Consider the following 17,147-nt stretch of genomic DNA (forward strand, 5'->3'; position numbering starts at 1 on the left):
TATACCCTTAGTAGAGAATAATAAATAATTAAAAATAAATAATATGCATATATGTGTACGTTACTGGAGAATATCTAATGAAGAGTTTATTTTTTCGCTTATACTTATGGGGGATGAGCTTGTTGGCGAGTCTTCGTCCAATTAAAGAAAAAAATATTGTTGTTCTAAACGGATCGGGTAGATCCGGCTCAAACGGTTATTTATTCTATAAATACATTAAAGCTAATCATCCGGATTATGACGTAACCTTAGTTGAACCGTGGCCATCGTCACATTTGTCTTGGAAAACGTGGAAAAAGATTGGTGCAGCCAAGTATGTGATTACTACGCACCAACCTTTTAAAGCACGCCGTGCACAAATTAATATTCAATTCTGGCACGGTGTTCCGCTAAAGCGGATGGGATTTATGGCACATAATACATGCTATCGTGCTAATAAACGAAATCAAAAGCTTTGGCATAAAAATGCTGATATGGTAACATCAAGCTCAGATTTATACGAAACTTTAATGAGCGCATGTATGGCAATTGAGGGGAAAAAATATCAAAAGCTGGGCTTTCCTCGAATTGATTATATTGATCAACCAGCAATCGCTAAAGAAAAATTATTAGAGGATTTATTTAAAACTAAGGATGAGCAAGCTAAAATCGGAATTTATATGCCAACTTTCCGCTACGAGCTTGAGGATCCAAGTGTTATGGAAATGATAAAACAAGGTAATTTCTTTGCTTTTTTAGGCTTTGACCCTTATGAGTTAAATGATGCCTTAAAGGATAATCACCAATACTTGATTGTGAAACTTCATCCCTATGAAATGCGAATGTTTGATAACTTTAATAGTCAGTGTTCAAATGTTGCTTTTTTAAATAATGATTATCTTTTTGAAAATAACCTTGATTTATATGAATTGCTTGGAGATACTGATTTCTTAATAACTGACTTTTCATCAATTTATTTTGATTACTTGTATTTGGATAAACCAATTATCTTTATTACTAATTATCTAAAGCAATACGAAAAAGTACGCGGTTTATTATTAAGCCCCTACGAAGATGTTACACCGGGACCCTGTGTTAACTCACAAAAAGAACTTCTGCAATTTTTGAGACATCCTGATGATAAGCAATACCAAAATCAGCGTTTTTATTGGCGTGAATTAATTGATGAAGTTGAAGATATTGATTCTTGTGAGCCTATCTTTGATTACATGACGAAGAATTTTTAGAGGAAAAAGTAGTGAAGCGAACTTTTCTTAATATTTTATATAATGCGGTCTATCAAATTTTTCTAGTTTTAGTACCGCTGATAACCGTTCCATACTTATCACGAGTGTTAGGACCTAAGACCTATGGTATTTATGGCAGTGTAAATAATACTGTGCAATTTTTGATGGTATTTTGTACCTTATCAGTCTCTTATATTGGGATTAGGACAGTATCTCGGACTAGAACATATGGTACCCCTCAAGAATTAACTGAAGCTTTTTGGGGATTGTGGTATTTTCAAGCAATTGCAGGTTTAGTGACTATTTTAATCACTTTATTAATTACGAATATTTTCCATGTTCAATATTGGAACTATTTAATCTTAATGGTTCCATATTTGGTCTCAGCTCAAGTTGATATTTCTTGGTTCTTTCAAGGATTGGCTGATTTTGGTAGAGTTGTATTAAAAAATACGATTGTTAAATTAGCCAGTGTAGCTCTGATTTTGCTCTTAATTAAATCACCTGCAGATCTTTGGAAGTACTTCCTGATTATGTCAGTTTCAACCATGCTAGGATCTTTTGTATTTTGGCTTGATATTCATCGTTATGTCGGAAGACCAGTAGGACATTTCTATAAATATAAGACTACCATTATTTCGATTATAACCTTGATGATTCCTCAGATTGCTACACAGATCTATACTTCTCTTGATAAACCAATTTTAGGTTTCTTCAGTACTTCGACTCAGGTAGCTTTTTATGATAATTCACAGCGAATTTCAAATATGGTATTAGGAGTAATTACTAGTATCTCTTTGGTGATTATGCCGAAGATGGCTAGTGAAGAAAAAGAAACCCAAAAGGTAGTTTTAAAGAAGTCTCTTGAAGCAACTACAATGCTTGGAACTTTATTTGCAGTAATTATCATGGCAAATACTAAGCAGTTTGTACCTTTCTTCTTTGGAAAACAGTTTATTCCGATGACACCACTAATGTTCTTCTTTGCACTAACTATTATTATGATTCCGATGGGTGGAGTATTTGCTAATCAATTTGCACTTGCTAATCGAAGAGATAAAGAATATGCGATTCCAGTTGTAATTGGGGCCATAATTGAATTAGTTTTAGCAGCTATACTAGATCGACCATATGGAGCCGGCGGTGCTACAGTAGCAATTTTAATTACAGAATTTGTAGTGTTAATTTTACGGCTTTGGATCGTTAGAGATGACTATAATTTTAAAGATGCTTTCTGTGATGTACCGAAATATTTCTTAATTGGAACAATTACCTTAATTGCTGGCATGTTAATGCCAAATTTAATTACCTCGAGTTTTTTAAATATGGCAGTTAAGTCAATTTTGATTCTAATGATTTATGCAGCAATTATGTTTATGATGAAGTTAGATTTTAATCAAGATATGATTGAATTTGTTACTAGCTTTTCTAGAAAGATTAAAAGACAAAAATGATTCCTAAAAAAATCCATTATATTTGGGTAGGAAATAACCCTAAATCATCTTTAATTGAAGAATGCATTGCCACCTGGAAAAATAAATTGCCAGATTATGAAATTATTGAATGGAATGAAAATAATTTTAACGTACATGAAAATAAGTATATTGAACAAGCCTATGAGGCCAAAAAGTGGGCATTTGTTTCTGACTATATTAGAGCCCGTGTGATTTATGAGCAAGGTGGCATTTACTTAGATACAGACGTTAGAGTCCTTAAGAAATTAGAGCCACTTTTAAATAATCGTGCATTTATTGGTTTTGAAAACAATGATTACTTGTCAGCAGCTATTTTTGGAGCTGAAATGAATCATCCTTTTATGAAGGATATTCTTAATTATTACAATAATCGAGATTTTACTTTTGATAAGAATGATCAAATGGCAGGAGTGAATAGTATTTCAGTAACTGATATTTTAAAAGAAAATTACGGTCTAAAAATAGGCAATAAGGAACAAATATTAAAAGATGGAGTCCATGTTTATTCGGATGGATTTTTGTGTAATCCAAGTAAGAATTCATATTCAATTCACTTGTTTACTGGAACGTGGATAGATGGAAAGCAGTCTTTGAAGCAAAGAATTGTGACTAATTTAAAGAGAAAGATATCTTCTCCTAAACAAGCTGGAATATATCAAAAATTAATACGAAAATAATGAATCAAGCAGAGTTACAAAAATTAGTAGAAGAAATTTCTTTACAGTATTTTCATGTTCCGTTTAAACATGAAGTTAAAATTAATAATCGAATGACAACGACGGGCGGAAGATACTTTTTAAAGGATCATCATATTGATATTAACGGTCATTTTTTAGAGAAAAAATATCATGCAGATTTAGTTGGAATAATTAAGCATGAGTTAACGCATTATCACTTACATTTAGCGGGTCGCGGTTATCAGCATCGTAATCGTGATTTTAAGTATTTGCTTGCTGCTGTTGGAGGCAGTCGTTATACATCTGATATTGGTTTACGACGTCGACAAAATCGAAACTATATTTATGAATGTAAAAATTGTCATTTTCAGTATCCTCGCGTTCGTAAAGTAAATACAAAAAAATATAGATGTGGCAAATGCAGCGGAAAATTAACATTAATCAGAAAAAATAAATAAAAAATTTGAATTTTCATTTGCTAAAAGAAAAATTATCTGGTATATTATTTAAGTACCGCGGGCGTGGCGGAATGGCAGACGCGCAAGACTAAGGATCTTGTGATCGCTTTTAGATCGTGGAAGTTCGAGTCTTCTCGCCCGCACCACTAAGAAAAGGAAGTCGCAAATGTGGCTTCCTTTTTTTGTTAAAGTTATAAATTAATAAAGTAGGAAAGACTATGATTAATAAGAAGACTTTTAGAATTGCCATCAGTGCTATTTTTGCTGCAATTATTTTAGTTCAGACCTTTGTCCCTTATATTGGTTATATCCGTATTTTGCCAGGATTACCCTCTATTACAACTATTCCTTTAACAGTTGCATTGGCCGGATGTTTAATGGGACCAGGTTTTGGAGCATCAATTGGTTTATTTTGGGGCTTATTGAGTATGTTTGTTGCATATACGCAACCAGGTGACATTGTCAGCATGCTTTTATTCCGAAACATTCTTATTGCTTTAGTTCCTCGGACAGCTGCGGGTTTTATCGCAGGAATGATTGGACAAGCGGCAAAGGATGATTCAAAATTTCAAAAGACGGTTGTTTATACAATCACGGGATTATGTACTTCTTTGACTAATACGCTACTTGTGGTTGGTATTACTAGCCTTTGGTACATGAAGGATCCCTCTGTTTTACTTCATTCATTAGGTCAAACTCAAAATTCAGCTCCTTTAATTGCTATTTTAATTAGTGTTTTAGGCATTAATGGTATTGTAGAAGCAATCTTTACTGCTGTTCTTACTCCGGCAATTGCGATGCCTTTCAAGCAAGTGATGAAAAGGAAGATGAGTTAAAATGCCGCGTAGACGCCGTCAAAAAAATATTCGGTATATAATTGCAAGAGCATTTGCGATTTGTTTTACTTTGGTAATAATTTTATCAGGCTTTTTGTACTGGCGTCAGCAAACTGTGAATAATGAACGATTACGTCAGGCACAACTAGAAAAAGAACAGTCTCTTCAAAGTAAAGAAAAGTTTATTAAAGTAGTGGCTCCAATTGCTCAAAGGGCTGCCAAGCCTTATGGTCTCTTTCCAAGCGTTACCATCGCGCAAGCCTGTCTAGAAAGCAATTTTGGTCAGAGTGAGCTTTCTAGAAAATACAATAATTTATTTGGCGTTAAGGGAACGGATCCTAATACAAGTCGTGAGTTAACGACCTCTGAATTTGTTAATGATCATTGGGAAACCGTTACGGGGCGTTTTCGAGTTTATGATACTTATGAAGAATCAATCGAGGCACATACACGCCTATTTGTGAATGGAACTACTTGGAATAGAAACCAATATCAGCATGTTTTAGCTGCCAAAGATTATGCTACTCAAGCACAAGCATTAGAAACAGATGGATATGCGACAGATCCAGGTTATGCAAAAAAATTAATTGATATAATTAAAGAATTCAATTTAACACAATATGATTAAATTAAAAACGACAATAGTTAAGTAAATGCTATTGTCGTTTTTTGTTATAATAGACAAGTCTATTTTAGCGTTTGAGTTAACAGAAAAGGAAGAAGCAATGAGCGAAGAAACAATTCTTGCAGGATTAAATCCTCAGCAGAAAAAAGCTGTGCAGTGTACTGAAGGTCCACTTTTAGTAGTTGCTGGAGCTGGTAGTGGAAAAACATCAGTTTTAACACGTCGAATTGCCTATTTAATTGAAGAAAAGGGCGTTGCGCCATGGAATGTTTTAGCCATTACTTTTACTAATAAGGCTGCAACTGAAATGAAAGAACGTGTCCAAAAGTTATTAGGACCAGCAGCTGACAGTGTTTGGATGTCAACTTTTCATGCGTTATGTGTCCGTATTTTACGTCGTGATGCAGAAAAAATTGGCTACTCCAATAATTTTTCAATTGCTGATTCTGCAGAACAATTGACACTAATTAAACGAATTGAAAAGGATCTTAATATTAATCCTAAAATGTATGATCCAAAAGCAATTTTAGGTGCCATTTCAAATGGAAAAAATGACTTACTTACTCCAAAAGACTTTAAAGATCAAGCAGCTAGTCCGTTTGAAAAGGTAACAGCGCAAGTATATAGCGAATATCAGCATCGCTTAAAGCGAGATCAAATTATGGACTTTGATGATTTAATTATGCAAACTCTCGTCTTATTTAAGAAGGACAAAGAAACTTTGCATTATTATCAAAATAAATTCCGCTATATTTTAGTGGATGAGTATCAGGATACAAATGAAGCACAGTATCAACTTTGTGTTGCGTTAGCCGCTCAATATAAAAATATTTGCGTTGTTGGGGATGCAGATCAGTCGATCTATGGTTGGCGCGGAGCTAACATGGAAAATATTCTTAATTTTGAACATGACTATCAGGATGATGAAGTTACTACTATTAAACTAGAGCAAAACTATCGCTCTACTGGCCATATTCTTGATGCAGCTAACTCAGTAATTAAAAATAATCTGAAACGTAAACCTAAGAAACTTTGGACTGATAAAGGTGCTGGTGATAAAATCAATTATTACCGTGCTCAAAGTGGAAATGATGAAGCACTGTTTATCATTTCAAAGATTAAAGAAGAAATAAAAGAACATCAAAGAGACTACAAGGATTTTGCTGTTCTTTATCGGACCAATGCTCAATCACGTAATGTCGAAGAAGCCCTAGTTAAAGCTAATATTCCGTATCGGATTGTTGGAGGACATAAGTTTTACGATCGAAAAGAAATTAAAGATATTTTGGCTTATTTAAAAGTTGTCGCAAATCCTGCGGATTCAATGAGTTTTAATCGAATTATTAATGTACCAAAACGTGGGTTGGGTCCAACTACGATGGCTAAGTTTAACGGTTTTGCTAATGATAATGACTTTACAGTAGAAGAGACTTTTAAGAATTTGAGCTTAGCACCAATTACGGGTCGCCCAGCTAGAACACTAGCTACTTTTGGAACGGCCTTAAAAGATGCAATCGAATATAGTAAGACACACGGTGTAACAGGGTTAACGGAAAAAATATTAGCGGATTTCGGCTATAAAGAAGCTTTAGAAAATGAACACACAATTGAAGCAGATACTAGATTAGAAAACTTAAATGAATTTCTGACTGTTACTAAGCGTTTTGATGATAATTATGAGCCCGAAGATGAAGATTCAACAGCTTTAGGTGATTTTCTTTCAGAGATTTCATTATTAAGTGATCAAGATGATTTAGAAAATCAAGATAACCAAGTTGCATTGATGACTCTTCATGCTGCTAAGGGACTAGAGTTTCCAGTAGTCTTCTTAGTCGGAATGGAAGAAGGACTTTTCCCACTTTCAAGAGCAGCAGAAGATCCAAGTGAGCTTGAAGAAGAACGTCGTCTGGCCTATGTAGGAATTACACGAGCTGAAAAGAAACTCTACATAACCAATGCTTTTTCTAGAATGATGTATGGCCGTCCGCAACGTAATCAACCATCACGCTTTATTGATGAAATTGAAGATAAAGATTTGGAATTTGTTAACCCAATGCCATCTAATTCTGTCATGTCTGTTCCTTTTGCTGCTAATAAAAAGGAACAAGCAAACTCTCATGTTTACCTTCCAAAGATTAAAATTGAGGAGGCTAAGAAAGCAACTGGTGCAGTTGGAGCTGAGAAAAAGTCCTGGAATGTCGGTGACCAAGTTTCCCATAAGGCATGGGGAAAAGGTGTTGTAGTTAAAGTTAACGGTACTGGCGAAGATATGGAATTAGATATTGCTTTTGCAAGTCAAGGAGTGAAACGCCTTTTAGCTGCTTTTGCACCAATTAAAAAGATATAATGAAATAGAACAGTTTGATTTAGAGAGGGGCTAATATAATGGCAGTTTTAACTCATAGTGAGGCTTCTCAGAAAGTCGATGAATTAAGAAAAAAGCTCGATAAATGGGCAGATGATTATTATGCAAAAGATGCTCCGGTAGTTGAAGATGCAGTATATGATAAGACCTATCAGGAATTAGTAGAATTAGAGCAGAAATTTCCTGACTTAGTAACTGCTGATTCAATTACCCAACGAGTTGGTGGAGAGATTAAAAGCGATCTTTCTAAAGTTGAACACCCCGTTCCGATGCTTTCAATGGGGGATGTTTTCTCAAAAGATGAGCTTAAAGAATTTGATGAAAGAATTACGAAATTAGTTGGTCACCCAGTAGCTTATAATGTGGAATTAAAAATTGATGGATTATCTTTATCCTTAGAATATACTAAGGGAAAATTAACACGTGCTTCTACAAGAGGAAATGGCCGTGTTGGTGAAGATGTAACAGCTAATGCCAAATTTATTAAAGATATTCCTCAAACATTACCTGAGCCTTTAACAACTGAGGTTCGTGGTGAATGCTATATGGAGAAAGAAGCATTTGCAACCTTAAATGCAGAACGTGATGAAAAAGGAGAGCAAGTTTTTGCTAATCCTCGAAATGCTGCTGCTGGTTCTTTAAGACAATTAGATGCTCGAATTACTAAAAAAAGAAATTTAAGTACTTTTATTTATACTTGGGTTAATCCACCAAAAAATATTACAAGTCAACATCAAGCGATTGATGAAATGAATCGATTAGGATTTCATACTAATCAGTCCGGACGACGTTTTGAATCAATGGACGAAGTATTTAAGTTTATTGATGAATATACCGCTAAACGTAATGATTTAAGTTATGGAATTGATGGTATTGTTTTAAAAGTTGACGACTTAAGTTTACAAAATGAACTGGGTAATACTGTAAAAGTACCTCGCTGGGAAATTGCCTATAAGTTTCCACCAGAAGAGCAAGAGACTGTAGTTAGAAATATTGAATGGACAGTTGGCCGAACTGGAGTAGTAACACCTACTGCAGTAATGGATCCAGTTAAACTTGCTGGAACTATTGTTTCTCGTGCGTCTTTACATAATCCAGACTACTTAAGAGAAAAGGGCGTAAGAATTGGCGATACAGTTAAATTGCATAAAGCTGGAGATATTATTCCAGAAATTTCTAGTGTTGTTTTAAGCAAAAGACCTAAAGATAGTAAGCCATATGAGATTCCAAATGTTTGTCCTTCATGTGGAGAAACTTTGGTTCACTTGCAAGATGAAGTAGCACTTCGTTGTATTAATCCGATGTGTCCAGCTCAAATTGAAGAAGGAATTATTCATTTTGCTTCACGTGGAGCGATGAATATTATGGGACTTGGTCCTAGAATTGTTAAACAGTTAATTGATAAGGGATTTATTAATGATGTAGCTGATTTATATCATTTAACTCCGGACCAACTAGGACAGCTCGATCACTTTAAGGAAAAATCAATTACTAATTTATTATCTTCTATTGAAAATAGTAAGCAAAACTCTGCTGAATTATTACTGTACGGCTTAGGAATTGATCATGTTGGTGCTAAGGCAGCTAGATTAATTTTGGAAAAATATAAAAATTTGGAAAAGGTTAGTCAATTAACAGTGCCAGAATTAACAAGTATCGATACAATAGGAGAGACGATTGCGGAGTCATTAACAGCATATTTTAATCAACCAAGCGCACAGAAACTACTACAAGAATTGCGTGACAGTGGATTAAATATGGAATATTTAGGAACAGTTGAAGAAGAAGCACCAGATAATTTCTTTAAGGAAAAGACAGTAGTTCTAACTGGAAAATTATCTGCCTTTACTCGAAGTGAATTTACTAAGAAGCTTCAGGATCTTGGTGCAAAAGTCACTGGGTCAGTTTCTAAGAAGACAGATTATTTGATCTACGGAGCAGATGCGGGCTCTAAAAAAGATAAGGCTGAAAAACTTCAAGTTCCAATGTTAACTGAACAGGAAGCAATTGCAAAAATTGAAAAATAAAGAATAAGAAGGAAAAATAAATTGAAAAGATTTTTGCAAATAGCACTACTACTAGCAACTGGGTTAAGTTTAAGTGCATGTGGCAATTTAAAAAATTCTGATCTTGCCAATAACCCTACTACTTCTACAACAAAGAAAAAAAGTTATCAAACTACTAGTACCAGTAAAAATGGGTATAATGTTCTTTTAAAAGATGGAGAGTATGTAACTAGTCCAATTGAAGGAACAACTGAAAATACTAGTGATAATAATGTAGATAGTCGTGCTTTAGAATCTGGGTTAATTGATTTATCTCACAATACTTTTTCAAGTAGTAAGTATGTTTTTCAAGAAGGACAAAAAATTTCTGTTGCTGATGCTACTGATTGGCTAGGAAGAAAGTCTAAAAGTAATCCAGAAGGTCTAAATGCGGAAAAAAGTAATAAAAAGAATTCGTATAATCCTATTATTTTAGATCAAATTTTAGAACAAGATTTTTTGACTAAATCTAATTCTAGTTACAAAATGGATGGTATGAGTGTTGGGCTAGCTCTTAACTCGGTTGATTACTACCAAAAAGTTAAAGATGGTCCCCAATATCATAAAGATATTTCTCGTGCAGAACAGGAGACTTTTGGTAAAGAAGCAGCTAATAAGTTGGTTTCGTATTTACGTAAAAAGAAGGGATTAAAAGATATCCCAATTTTGGTTGGACTTTTTAGTAAAACTAGTAAAGATTCTCTTGTAGGTGGAAATTACTTTGCATATGGAATTGCTAATGCAAATAGTAGTAAAATAAATGATTGGAAAACAGTCAATAATCGTAGTCAAGTACTACCGACTGTTGGAAGTGAAAAAGCAATCAATTCTACTGATGCAGCTTCATTTAGTGATTTTAAAGCAGCTATTCAAGGTTATTTCCCTAATATTAGTGGGGTAACAGCGACTGTTCATTATCAAAATAAAACTTTGACACAAATGAACATTACTGTAACTACCCAATTCTTTGGTTATGCGCAGATTGAGAGTTTTTCAAGACTTGTATTGTCAGCTGCTAAGAAGTACTTACCTAAGGATGCACCAATAGAAATTAAGATTAATTCTGTTAATGATACGCAGGCATTAATCGCTAAGAATTCCGCAGACGATAGTTATTATGTCCACGTCTTTGGCGGTGAATAGGAGGCAAACGGTGAAAATTACAAAAGATGAAATCAATCACGTTGCAGCACTATCTCGACTTGAGTTTGGTGAAGACGAAATTGATAAGTTTACTGAACAAATGGGTGACATTATCAATATGGCACATCAATTAGCCGAAGTTGATACTGAAGGAGTTCCTGAAACTGTTCAAGTTGTTGATCGAGAGACTGACTTTAGAGAAGACAAGCCTGAACATTGGGAAAGTCGCGCAGAATTAATGAAGAATGTTCCTGAAAAAGCTGATGGCTTCATTAAGGTGCCAGTAATTATTGATAAGGATGATAATGAATAATGAATTACTTAAATGAAAACATTGACTCATTAAATAAAAAATTACAAGATGGCGAAATAACAGCTGAAGACCTAGCTAAGGAAACAGTTAAAAACATTAAAGAAACAGACAAAAAGATTAATGCCTGGATTACTGTTGATGAAGAAGCAAAGCCAGCAGAAAATTTAGATTTTAATAAAAATAAATTAGCTGGTATTCCTATTGCTATTAAGGATAATATCATTACTAATGGTATGAAGACTACAGCAGCTAGCCACATTCTTTACAACTATATGCCCGTTTACGATGCTACTGTAATTAGCAAATTAAAGAAGGCTCAAGCAACTTTTGTTGGTAAGACTAACATGGATGAATTTGCAATGGGTTCATCCACTGAACATTCTTACTATGGTGAAACACATAACCCATGGAACTTAGATAAAGTTCCTGGTGGTTCATCTGGTGGTTCTGCAGCTGCAGTTGCGAGTGGTGAAGTTGTTGCAGCTCTTGGATCAGATACTGGTGGTTCTATTCGTCAACCAGCTGCCTTCAATGGTATTTTTGGTATTAAACCAACTTACGGTAGAGTATCACGTTGGGGACTTATTGCTTTTGGTTCTTCATTGGATCAAATTGGTGTAATGAGTAAGCGTGTTAAGGATTCAGCTGAAGTATTAAACGTAATTGCTGGTCCTGATGAACATGATGCAACTGTTTCTGAACAAGAAGTACCTGATTACACTAGCTTCTTAGGCCAAGATGTTAAAGGCTTACGTGTAGCTGTTCCTAAGGAATATATGGATGCTGTTGACGGTGAAATGCGCGAAGTTATCCAAAAACAAATCGATGTTTTGAAGGATGCCGGTGCAATTATTAACGAAGTTTCATTGCCACATACTAAGTATGTTGTTCCTACTTACTACATTGTTGCTTCTAGTGAAGCTTCTTCAAACCTTCAAAGATATGATGGTATCCGCTATGGCTACCGTGCAAAGGACACTAAGAACTTATTAGATGTTTATGTAAAATCAAGAAGTGAAGGCTTTGGTGACGAAGTTAAGCGTCGTATTATGCTTGGTTCTTTTGCTTTATCAGCTGGTGCATATGATGAATTCTTTAAGAAGGCTGCACAAGTTAGAACATTAATTTGCCGCGACTTTGAAAAGATTTTTGAAGAAAACGATGTTATTGTTGGACCAACTACTACTGAGCCAGCATTTGGTATTGGTGAAGAAATTTCTGATCCAATTAAGATGTACAATAACGATATTTTAACTATTTCAGCTAACTTAGCTGGTATTCCAGCAGGTAGTGTACCTGCAGGCTTAGTTGATGGTATGCCTGCTGGTCTTCAAATTATGGCTAAGCGTTTTGATGAAGGAAATGTATTTAAAGTTGCTGATTTCATTGAACGTAATAATAAATTCTACGAAAAAACACCTACAGGAATGGAGGATTAATTAATGAATTTTAAATCGACTATTGGTCTAGAAGTCCACTTCGAATTAAAAACAAAGAGTAAGATTTTTTCTCCATCACCAGTTAGTTATGGTGCTGAAGCAAACACTGAAACTAATGTTATCGACTGGGCTATGCCTGGTGTCTTACCTCGTTTAAACAAGGACGTTTACCGTCTTGGTATTATGGTTGCTTTAGCAACTCATTCACATGTTTTACCAGTAACTCACTTTGACCGTAAGAACTATTTCTACCCAGATAATCCTAAAGCTTATCAGATTACTCAATTCTTCCAACCACTTGCTCGTGATGGTTATATCGAAATTGAAGTTCGTGGTAAGAAGAAACGCATTGGTATTCATGAAATGCACATTGAAGAAGATGCTGGTAAGAATACACACGGTGCTAACGGTTATTCATACGTTGACTTAAACCGTCAGGGAGTTCCACTTCTTGAAGTTGTTTCTGAACCTGATATGGAAGATCCAGAAGAAGCTTATGCATATTTGACTAAATTACGTCAAATTGTTCAATTCACTGGTGCTTCTGACGTTAAGATGGAAGAAGGTTCAATGCGTGTTGATACCAATATTTCTATTCGTCCTGCAGGTCAAGAAAAGCTTGGTACCAAGGTTGAAATGAAGAACTTGAACTCATTTGACCACGTACGTCGTTCTCTTGCTTATGAAGAAAAACGTCAACAACAAGTATTACTTTCTGGTGGTAGAGTTCAACTTTCTACTCGTCGTTTTGATGAAGCTACTGGTAAGACTGTCCTAGAACGTGTTAAGGAAGGTGACGCAGACTATCGTTACTTCCCAGAACCAGATATTGCTCCTTACCATATTAAGCAAAGCTGGATTGACGAAATTGAAGAAAGTTTACCTGAATCACCATTTGAACGTCGTAAGCGTTACGTTGAAGAATATGGTATTAAGGAATACGACGCAGACGTTATTTTACAAACTAAGGAATCAAGTGATTTCTACGACGCTGCAGTTGCTGCTGGTGCAGATCCAACCTTAGCTGCTAACTGGTTAAACACTCAAGTTAATGGTTACTTGAATGAAAACCAAGTTGGCATTGCAGATATTAAGTTGACTCCAGAACACTTAGCCGAAATGATCAAGATGATCAAAGATGGTACTATTTCATCTAAGATTGCAAAGAAAGTATTTAAGGAATCTATTGAAAATGGTACTGATCCTAAGAAATACGTTGAAGATAAGGGTATGGTTCAATTATCTGACGTTTCTGTTCTTGGACCAATGGTTACTAAAGTTGTTGATGATAACCCACAATCTGTTGAAGACTTTAAGAATGGTAAAGATCGTGCAATTGGATTCTTAGTTGGTCAAATCATGAAACAAACTCGTGGTAAAGCTAACCCTAAAGTTGTTAACCAATTGCTCAACAAGGAACTTCAAAGTCGTTAATCATTTTAGGGAGGCGAGAGGCGATGACGAAAAAAGCAAGATTGATTTATAATCCTGTCTCAGGTCACGAGCAAATGCTTCAAAATGTAGCAGACATTTTAAATGTATTAGAACAGGCTGGTTTTGAAGCCAGTGCTTTTAGAACTACGCCAGACCCTTTGTCTGCTCAAAATGAGGCAAAAAGATGTGCCTTAGCAGGTTTTGATTTACTAGTTGGTGCTGGTGGAGACGGTACTATTAACGAAGTAGTTAATGGAGTAGCTCCATTAGAAAAAAGGCCAAAACTCGCTGTTATTCCGGCAGGAACTACCAATGATTTTGCTCGCGCATTAAAGATTCCCAGAGATGATTTAGTTGAGGCAGCTAAAGTAATTCTGAGAGGTAAAATACAAAAGATGGATATTGGGCGTGCGGGTAAGCAATACTTTATGAACATTGCTGCTAGCGGTTCATTAACTGAGCTCACTTATGGTGTGCCATCAGAAGTAAAGTCCGTCCTTGGTTATAGTGCATATTTACTTAAGGGTGCAGAAATGCTACCAAAAATCAGCAGCAATAAGATGCGTTTAACCTATGATGAAGGAGTCTATGAGGGAGACTTATCAATGTTTCTTTTAGGGATGACCAATTCAATTGGAGGTTTTGAACGTATCATGCCAGATGCTCAATTATCCGATGGACTATTTCAGTTAATTGTAGTTAAAACTGCAAATCCAGTAGATGTTTTACGTTTAATGGCCATGGCTTTGAATGGAAATCATGTTAATGATCCACAGATTATCTATACTAAGACTAAAAATTTAAAGGTAGAATTATTAGGTGATAGTAAAGATAAGGATACTATTCCTGTGAATTTAGATGGTGAGATTGGTGGTCATTTACCAATTGATTTTGAAAATCTAAAACAGCATATTGAATTTTATGTTGGTTAATATAAAATAGAGACTAATAATTTATTAGTCTCTATTTTTGTTGGAGAAGAAATGAAAAAATTCATTCATAATTTAAGTACAGATGTTAATGGAATTGCTGAATGGGCAATTATTTTTTACACTGTTTTTCCCTTAGTGGGCTTTATTGCGAGCCTTGTATATTTAATAAAAAAAGAAAAAATTAAAGCTAATGCAGTGTTCTTTTATGCATTAATGGGATTATTAATAAATGTAATTTTCTATATGATTTTTGGAAGATAGGGGTAATTTATGGCAGTAAAACTAATTGCGGTAGATTTAGATGGAACTTTACTAACTAGTGGAAATACAATTTCACCTGAAACTCTGAGAACTTTACAGGTAGCACATGGGATGGGAATTAAGGTAGTTCTTGCTTCTGGTCGTCCTCTCTCTGGAGTGATGCCTTTTGAAACTCAATTAGGGCTTGAAGGACCAGAAGAATATGCAGTTGTCTTTAACGGCGCAGTTGTACAAGACTTGTCTGGGAAAGTTCTGATGAGTCAAGAGATGAACTATCGCGATTTTGAAGTAATGCTTCGCTTGCAGAGACTTGCTCACGTAAACTTACACTTTGAAACGACTGAACGTTTTTGGACTTTAGATTGTGATCTTTCGGTACAAATGCAAATTAATGCTGCTTTAACTGATAATGAAATTAGAGTTCGTGAACGTAAAGAAATTCCAAAAGATTTTACTTTTAACAAGGTAGGATTTACTTGTGCAAAAGATAGTGATCAAATTGAAAAACTATGGAATTCTATTCCGTACTGGGCCTTTGAATCATATGATATAGTTCGTAGTTTAGATAACTGTATTGAGCTAAATGGAATTGGGGCTTCAAAAGGAAATGCTTTAATGGATTTGGCGCAACGTTTAAAGATTAGCCCCGAAGATATCATGGTCTTTGGCGATCAAGGTAATGATGTTTCTATGTTTGAAAATCCAAGCTTTAAGAAAATTGCTATGGGAAATGCAATTGAAGATATCAAAGAAAAGGCTGATTTTGTAACCGATGATAATAATCATAATGGGATTGCCAAAGCCCTTAAAAAGTTTGTGATTTAATCAATTAAGGTTATTTAATAAAAATTAATAATTAAAATACCCGATTCTATAAGAGGAGAATTTTATAGAATCGGGTATTTTTTTGTACTTTAGTACTAGGATTTTAGGTAACTTTATTGTAATTTATTTTATATAATACTCATTATTTTTTACTACAGACTTAAGCCGATAAATAACTGCTTTATCTGATCTCAGAAGCGATTAAAAAGACAGTAAAAATTAATGGTCCAAAATATAATATTAGAGTAAAAGATATGGATGAATCGTTAGACTTGATTTTGCAAGACAATAAATCTGTGATTCGCTTTGGAGATGGTGAATTTGATTTAATTAGAGGAGCCTCAATTCCTTATCAAACCTATGATTCAGAACTTGCCAATAGACTAAAAGATATTATTTTGGGGGCCAATTTAATAATACCTTGGTTTGTTTACCGGATGTATTTACCAAACCGGAGCGTTATCAAGATTTTACTCAATCATTCTACGAAACATCTTTCTTTCCAAATAATGAAAGTTTCTTAAAAGAAATTGGACAAACTGGTAATTGGTATGGTTCAACTTTTATTTCAAGACCATATATTGATCTAGTTGATAAAAGTAAAAGTGCTGCATACTTTGATAAATTGAAACAACTTTGGAGTGGTCGTGATCTCCTAATCGTAGAGGGAGCACTGACGCGTTCAGGAGTAGGAAATGGTTTATTTACTAATACTAAATCAATTAAAAGAATTATTGCTCCATCAAAGAATGCATACCAAAAAATTGATCAAATAGAACAAATGATTCGAGAAAATGCAGAAGATAGATTAGTTCTATTAATGCTTGGACCAACAGCTAAGGTAATCGTGGATGATCTCCAAGATTTAGATAATCAATTGATCGATTTAGGGCATATTGACTCAGAATATGAATGGTTCAAGATGGGAGCTACTTATAAAGTTAAGCTTAAAAATAAGCATACAGCAGAATTCAATTTTGATGAAAATATTGAAGCAGTTCATGATCAAACTTATGAGAATGAAATTATTGGCAAAATTGAGTAATAAATAATGCAAACCAAAAAAGCTACTAAATCAAGGTTTTAACACCAA

Annotated in this window: 15 protein-coding genes, 1 tRNA gene and 1 pseudogene; all 17 read left to right on the forward strand. The window is 34.7% G+C overall.

What is annotated here, in order from left to right; translation table 11 throughout:
• Positions 1 to 77 precede the first annotated feature (77 nt).
• The gene (locus CP370_RS03005) at positions 78 to 1,226 is read left to right on the forward strand and encodes a CDP-glycerol glycerophosphotransferase family protein (RefSeq protein ID WP_087712712.1); all 1,149 of its coding nucleotides are present in this window, start codon (positions 78 to 80) and stop codon (positions 1,224 to 1,226) included.
• 11 nt (positions 1,227 to 1,237) lie between these two features.
• Complete coding sequence (locus tag CP370_RS03010) at positions 1,238 to 2,680, forward strand: oligosaccharide flippase family protein (RefSeq protein ID WP_012846575.1); 1,443 nt, start codon at positions 1,238 to 1,240, stop codon at positions 2,678 to 2,680.
• Entirely contained in the window at positions 2,677 to 3,378 is a 702-nt protein-coding gene (locus CP370_RS03015) for a glycosyltransferase family 32 protein (RefSeq protein WP_087283726.1), read from the forward strand. Before CP370_RS03010 ends, CP370_RS03015 begins: the two co-directional genes overlap by 4 nt.
• Positions 3,378 to 3,836: a SprT family protein gene (locus CP370_RS03020; protein WP_087712713.1), complete on the forward strand. Its 459-nt coding sequence runs from the start codon at positions 3,378 to 3,380 to the stop codon at positions 3,834 to 3,836. The genes CP370_RS03015 and CP370_RS03020 overlap by 1 nt, the downstream gene beginning before the upstream one ends.
• A gap of 57 nt (positions 3,837 to 3,893) precedes the next feature.
• Positions 3,894 to 3,982 (forward strand) — tRNA-Leu (locus CP370_RS03025).
• A gap of 72 nt (positions 3,983 to 4,054) precedes the next feature.
• A complete protein-coding gene (locus tag CP370_RS03030) occupies positions 4,055 to 4,672 on the forward strand; it encodes an ECF transporter S component (protein WP_087283730.1) in 618 nt (205 codons plus the stop codon).
• A 1-nt stretch (position 4,673) separates the two neighbouring features.
• Complete coding sequence (locus tag CP370_RS03035; RefSeq protein WP_087283733.1) at positions 4,674 to 5,300, forward strand: glycoside hydrolase family 73 protein; 627 nt, start codon at positions 4,674 to 4,676, stop codon at positions 5,298 to 5,300.
• A gap of 97 nt (positions 5,301 to 5,397) precedes the next feature.
• Complete coding sequence (pcrA, locus tag CP370_RS03040) at positions 5,398 to 7,644, forward strand: DNA helicase PcrA (protein WP_087712715.1); 2,247 nt, start codon at positions 5,398 to 5,400, stop codon at positions 7,642 to 7,644.
• A 38-nt stretch (positions 7,645 to 7,682) separates the two neighbouring features.
• Positions 7,683 to 9,689 (forward strand): NAD-dependent DNA ligase LigA, encoded by a 2,007-nt coding sequence (gene ligA / locus CP370_RS03045; protein ID WP_087712717.1) that lies wholly within the window; start codon positions 7,683 to 7,685, stop codon positions 9,687 to 9,689.
• Positions 9,690 to 9,710: 21 nt separating this feature from the next.
• Complete coding sequence (locus CP370_RS03050) at positions 9,711 to 10,850, forward strand: CamS family sex pheromone protein (protein ID WP_004897864.1); 1,140 nt, start codon at positions 9,711 to 9,713, stop codon at positions 10,848 to 10,850.
• Positions 10,851 to 10,860: 10 nt separating this feature from the next.
• On the forward strand, positions 10,861 to 11,163 hold the full coding sequence (gene gatC, locus CP370_RS03055) for an Asp-tRNA(Asn)/Glu-tRNA(Gln) amidotransferase subunit GatC (RefSeq protein WP_004897863.1): 303 nt from the start codon (positions 10,861 to 10,863) through the stop codon (positions 11,161 to 11,163).
• Entirely contained in the window at positions 11,163 to 12,602 is a 1,440-nt protein-coding gene (gene gatA / locus CP370_RS03060) for an Asp-tRNA(Asn)/Glu-tRNA(Gln) amidotransferase subunit GatA (RefSeq protein ID WP_004893485.1), read from the forward strand. The genes gatC and gatA overlap by 1 nt, the downstream gene beginning before the upstream one ends.
• 3 nt (positions 12,603 to 12,605) lie before the next feature.
• Positions 12,606 to 14,036, forward strand: coding sequence for an Asp-tRNA(Asn)/Glu-tRNA(Gln) amidotransferase subunit GatB (gene gatB, locus CP370_RS03065; RefSeq protein WP_004893490.1), 1,431 nt, complete (start codon positions 12,606 to 12,608; stop codon positions 14,034 to 14,036).
• Between the two features lie 23 nt (positions 14,037 to 14,059).
• Complete coding sequence (locus CP370_RS03070) at positions 14,060 to 14,968, forward strand: diacylglycerol kinase (protein ID WP_087712718.1); 909 nt, start codon at positions 14,060 to 14,062, stop codon at positions 14,966 to 14,968.
• Between the two features lie 51 nt (positions 14,969 to 15,019).
• Positions 15,020 to 15,229, forward strand: a complete 210-nt coding sequence (locus CP370_RS03075) for a hypothetical protein (RefSeq protein WP_004893496.1) — start codon at positions 15,020 to 15,022, stop codon at positions 15,227 to 15,229.
• A 9-nt stretch (positions 15,230 to 15,238) separates the two neighbouring features.
• Entirely contained in the window at positions 15,239 to 16,054 is an 816-nt protein-coding gene (locus tag CP370_RS03080) for a Cof-type HAD-IIB family hydrolase (protein WP_087712720.1), read from the forward strand.
• Between the two features lie 188 nt (positions 16,055 to 16,242).
• A pseudogene (locus tag CP370_RS03090) lies at positions 16,243 to 17,099 on the forward strand (SP_1767 family glycosyltransferase); the annotation flags it as partial.
• Positions 17,100 to 17,147: the final 48 nt, after the last annotated feature.

Source organism: Lactobacillus sp. UMNPBX19 (genome assembly GCF_002553805.1).
Lineage (GTDB): Bacteria > Bacillota > Bacilli > Lactobacillales > Lactobacillaceae > Lactobacillus.

Bases quoted from the DNA above. Each gene is read 5' to 3' on its own strand.
- gatA (WP_004893485.1), top strand. From the start codon at position 11,163: ATGAATTACTTAAATGAAAACATTGACTCATTAAATAAAAAATTACAA.
- CP370_RS03015 (WP_087283726.1), top strand. From the start codon at position 2,677: ATGATTCCTAAAAAAATCCATTATATTTGGGTAGGAAATAACCCTAAA.
- CP370_RS03080 (WP_087712720.1), top strand. From the start codon at position 15,239: ATGGCAGTAAAACTAATTGCGGTAGATTTAGATGGAACTTTACTAACT.
- pcrA (WP_087712715.1), top strand. From the start codon at position 5,398: ATGAGCGAAGAAACAATTCTTGCAGGATTAAATCCTCAGCAGAAAAAA.
- CP370_RS03035 (WP_087283733.1), top strand. From the start codon at position 4,674: ATGCCGCGTAGACGCCGTCAAAAAAATATTCGGTATATAATTGCAAGA.
- CP370_RS03020 (WP_087712713.1), top strand. From the start codon at position 3,378: ATGAATCAAGCAGAGTTACAAAAATTAGTAGAAGAAATTTCTTTACAG.
- CP370_RS03070 (WP_087712718.1), top strand. From the start codon at position 14,060: ATGACGAAAAAAGCAAGATTGATTTATAATCCTGTCTCAGGTCACGAG.
- CP370_RS03030 (WP_087283730.1), top strand. From the start codon at position 4,055: ATGATTAATAAGAAGACTTTTAGAATTGCCATCAGTGCTATTTTTGCT.
- CP370_RS03075 (WP_004893496.1), top strand. From the start codon at position 15,020: ATGAAAAAATTCATTCATAATTTAAGTACAGATGTTAATGGAATTGCT.
- ligA (WP_087712717.1), top strand. From the start codon at position 7,683: ATGGCAGTTTTAACTCATAGTGAGGCTTCTCAGAAAGTCGATGAATTA.
- CP370_RS03005 (WP_087712712.1), top strand. From the start codon at position 78: ATGAAGAGTTTATTTTTTCGCTTATACTTATGGGGGATGAGCTTGTTG.
- gatB (WP_004893490.1), top strand. From the start codon at position 12,606: ATGAATTTTAAATCGACTATTGGTCTAGAAGTCCACTTCGAATTAAAA.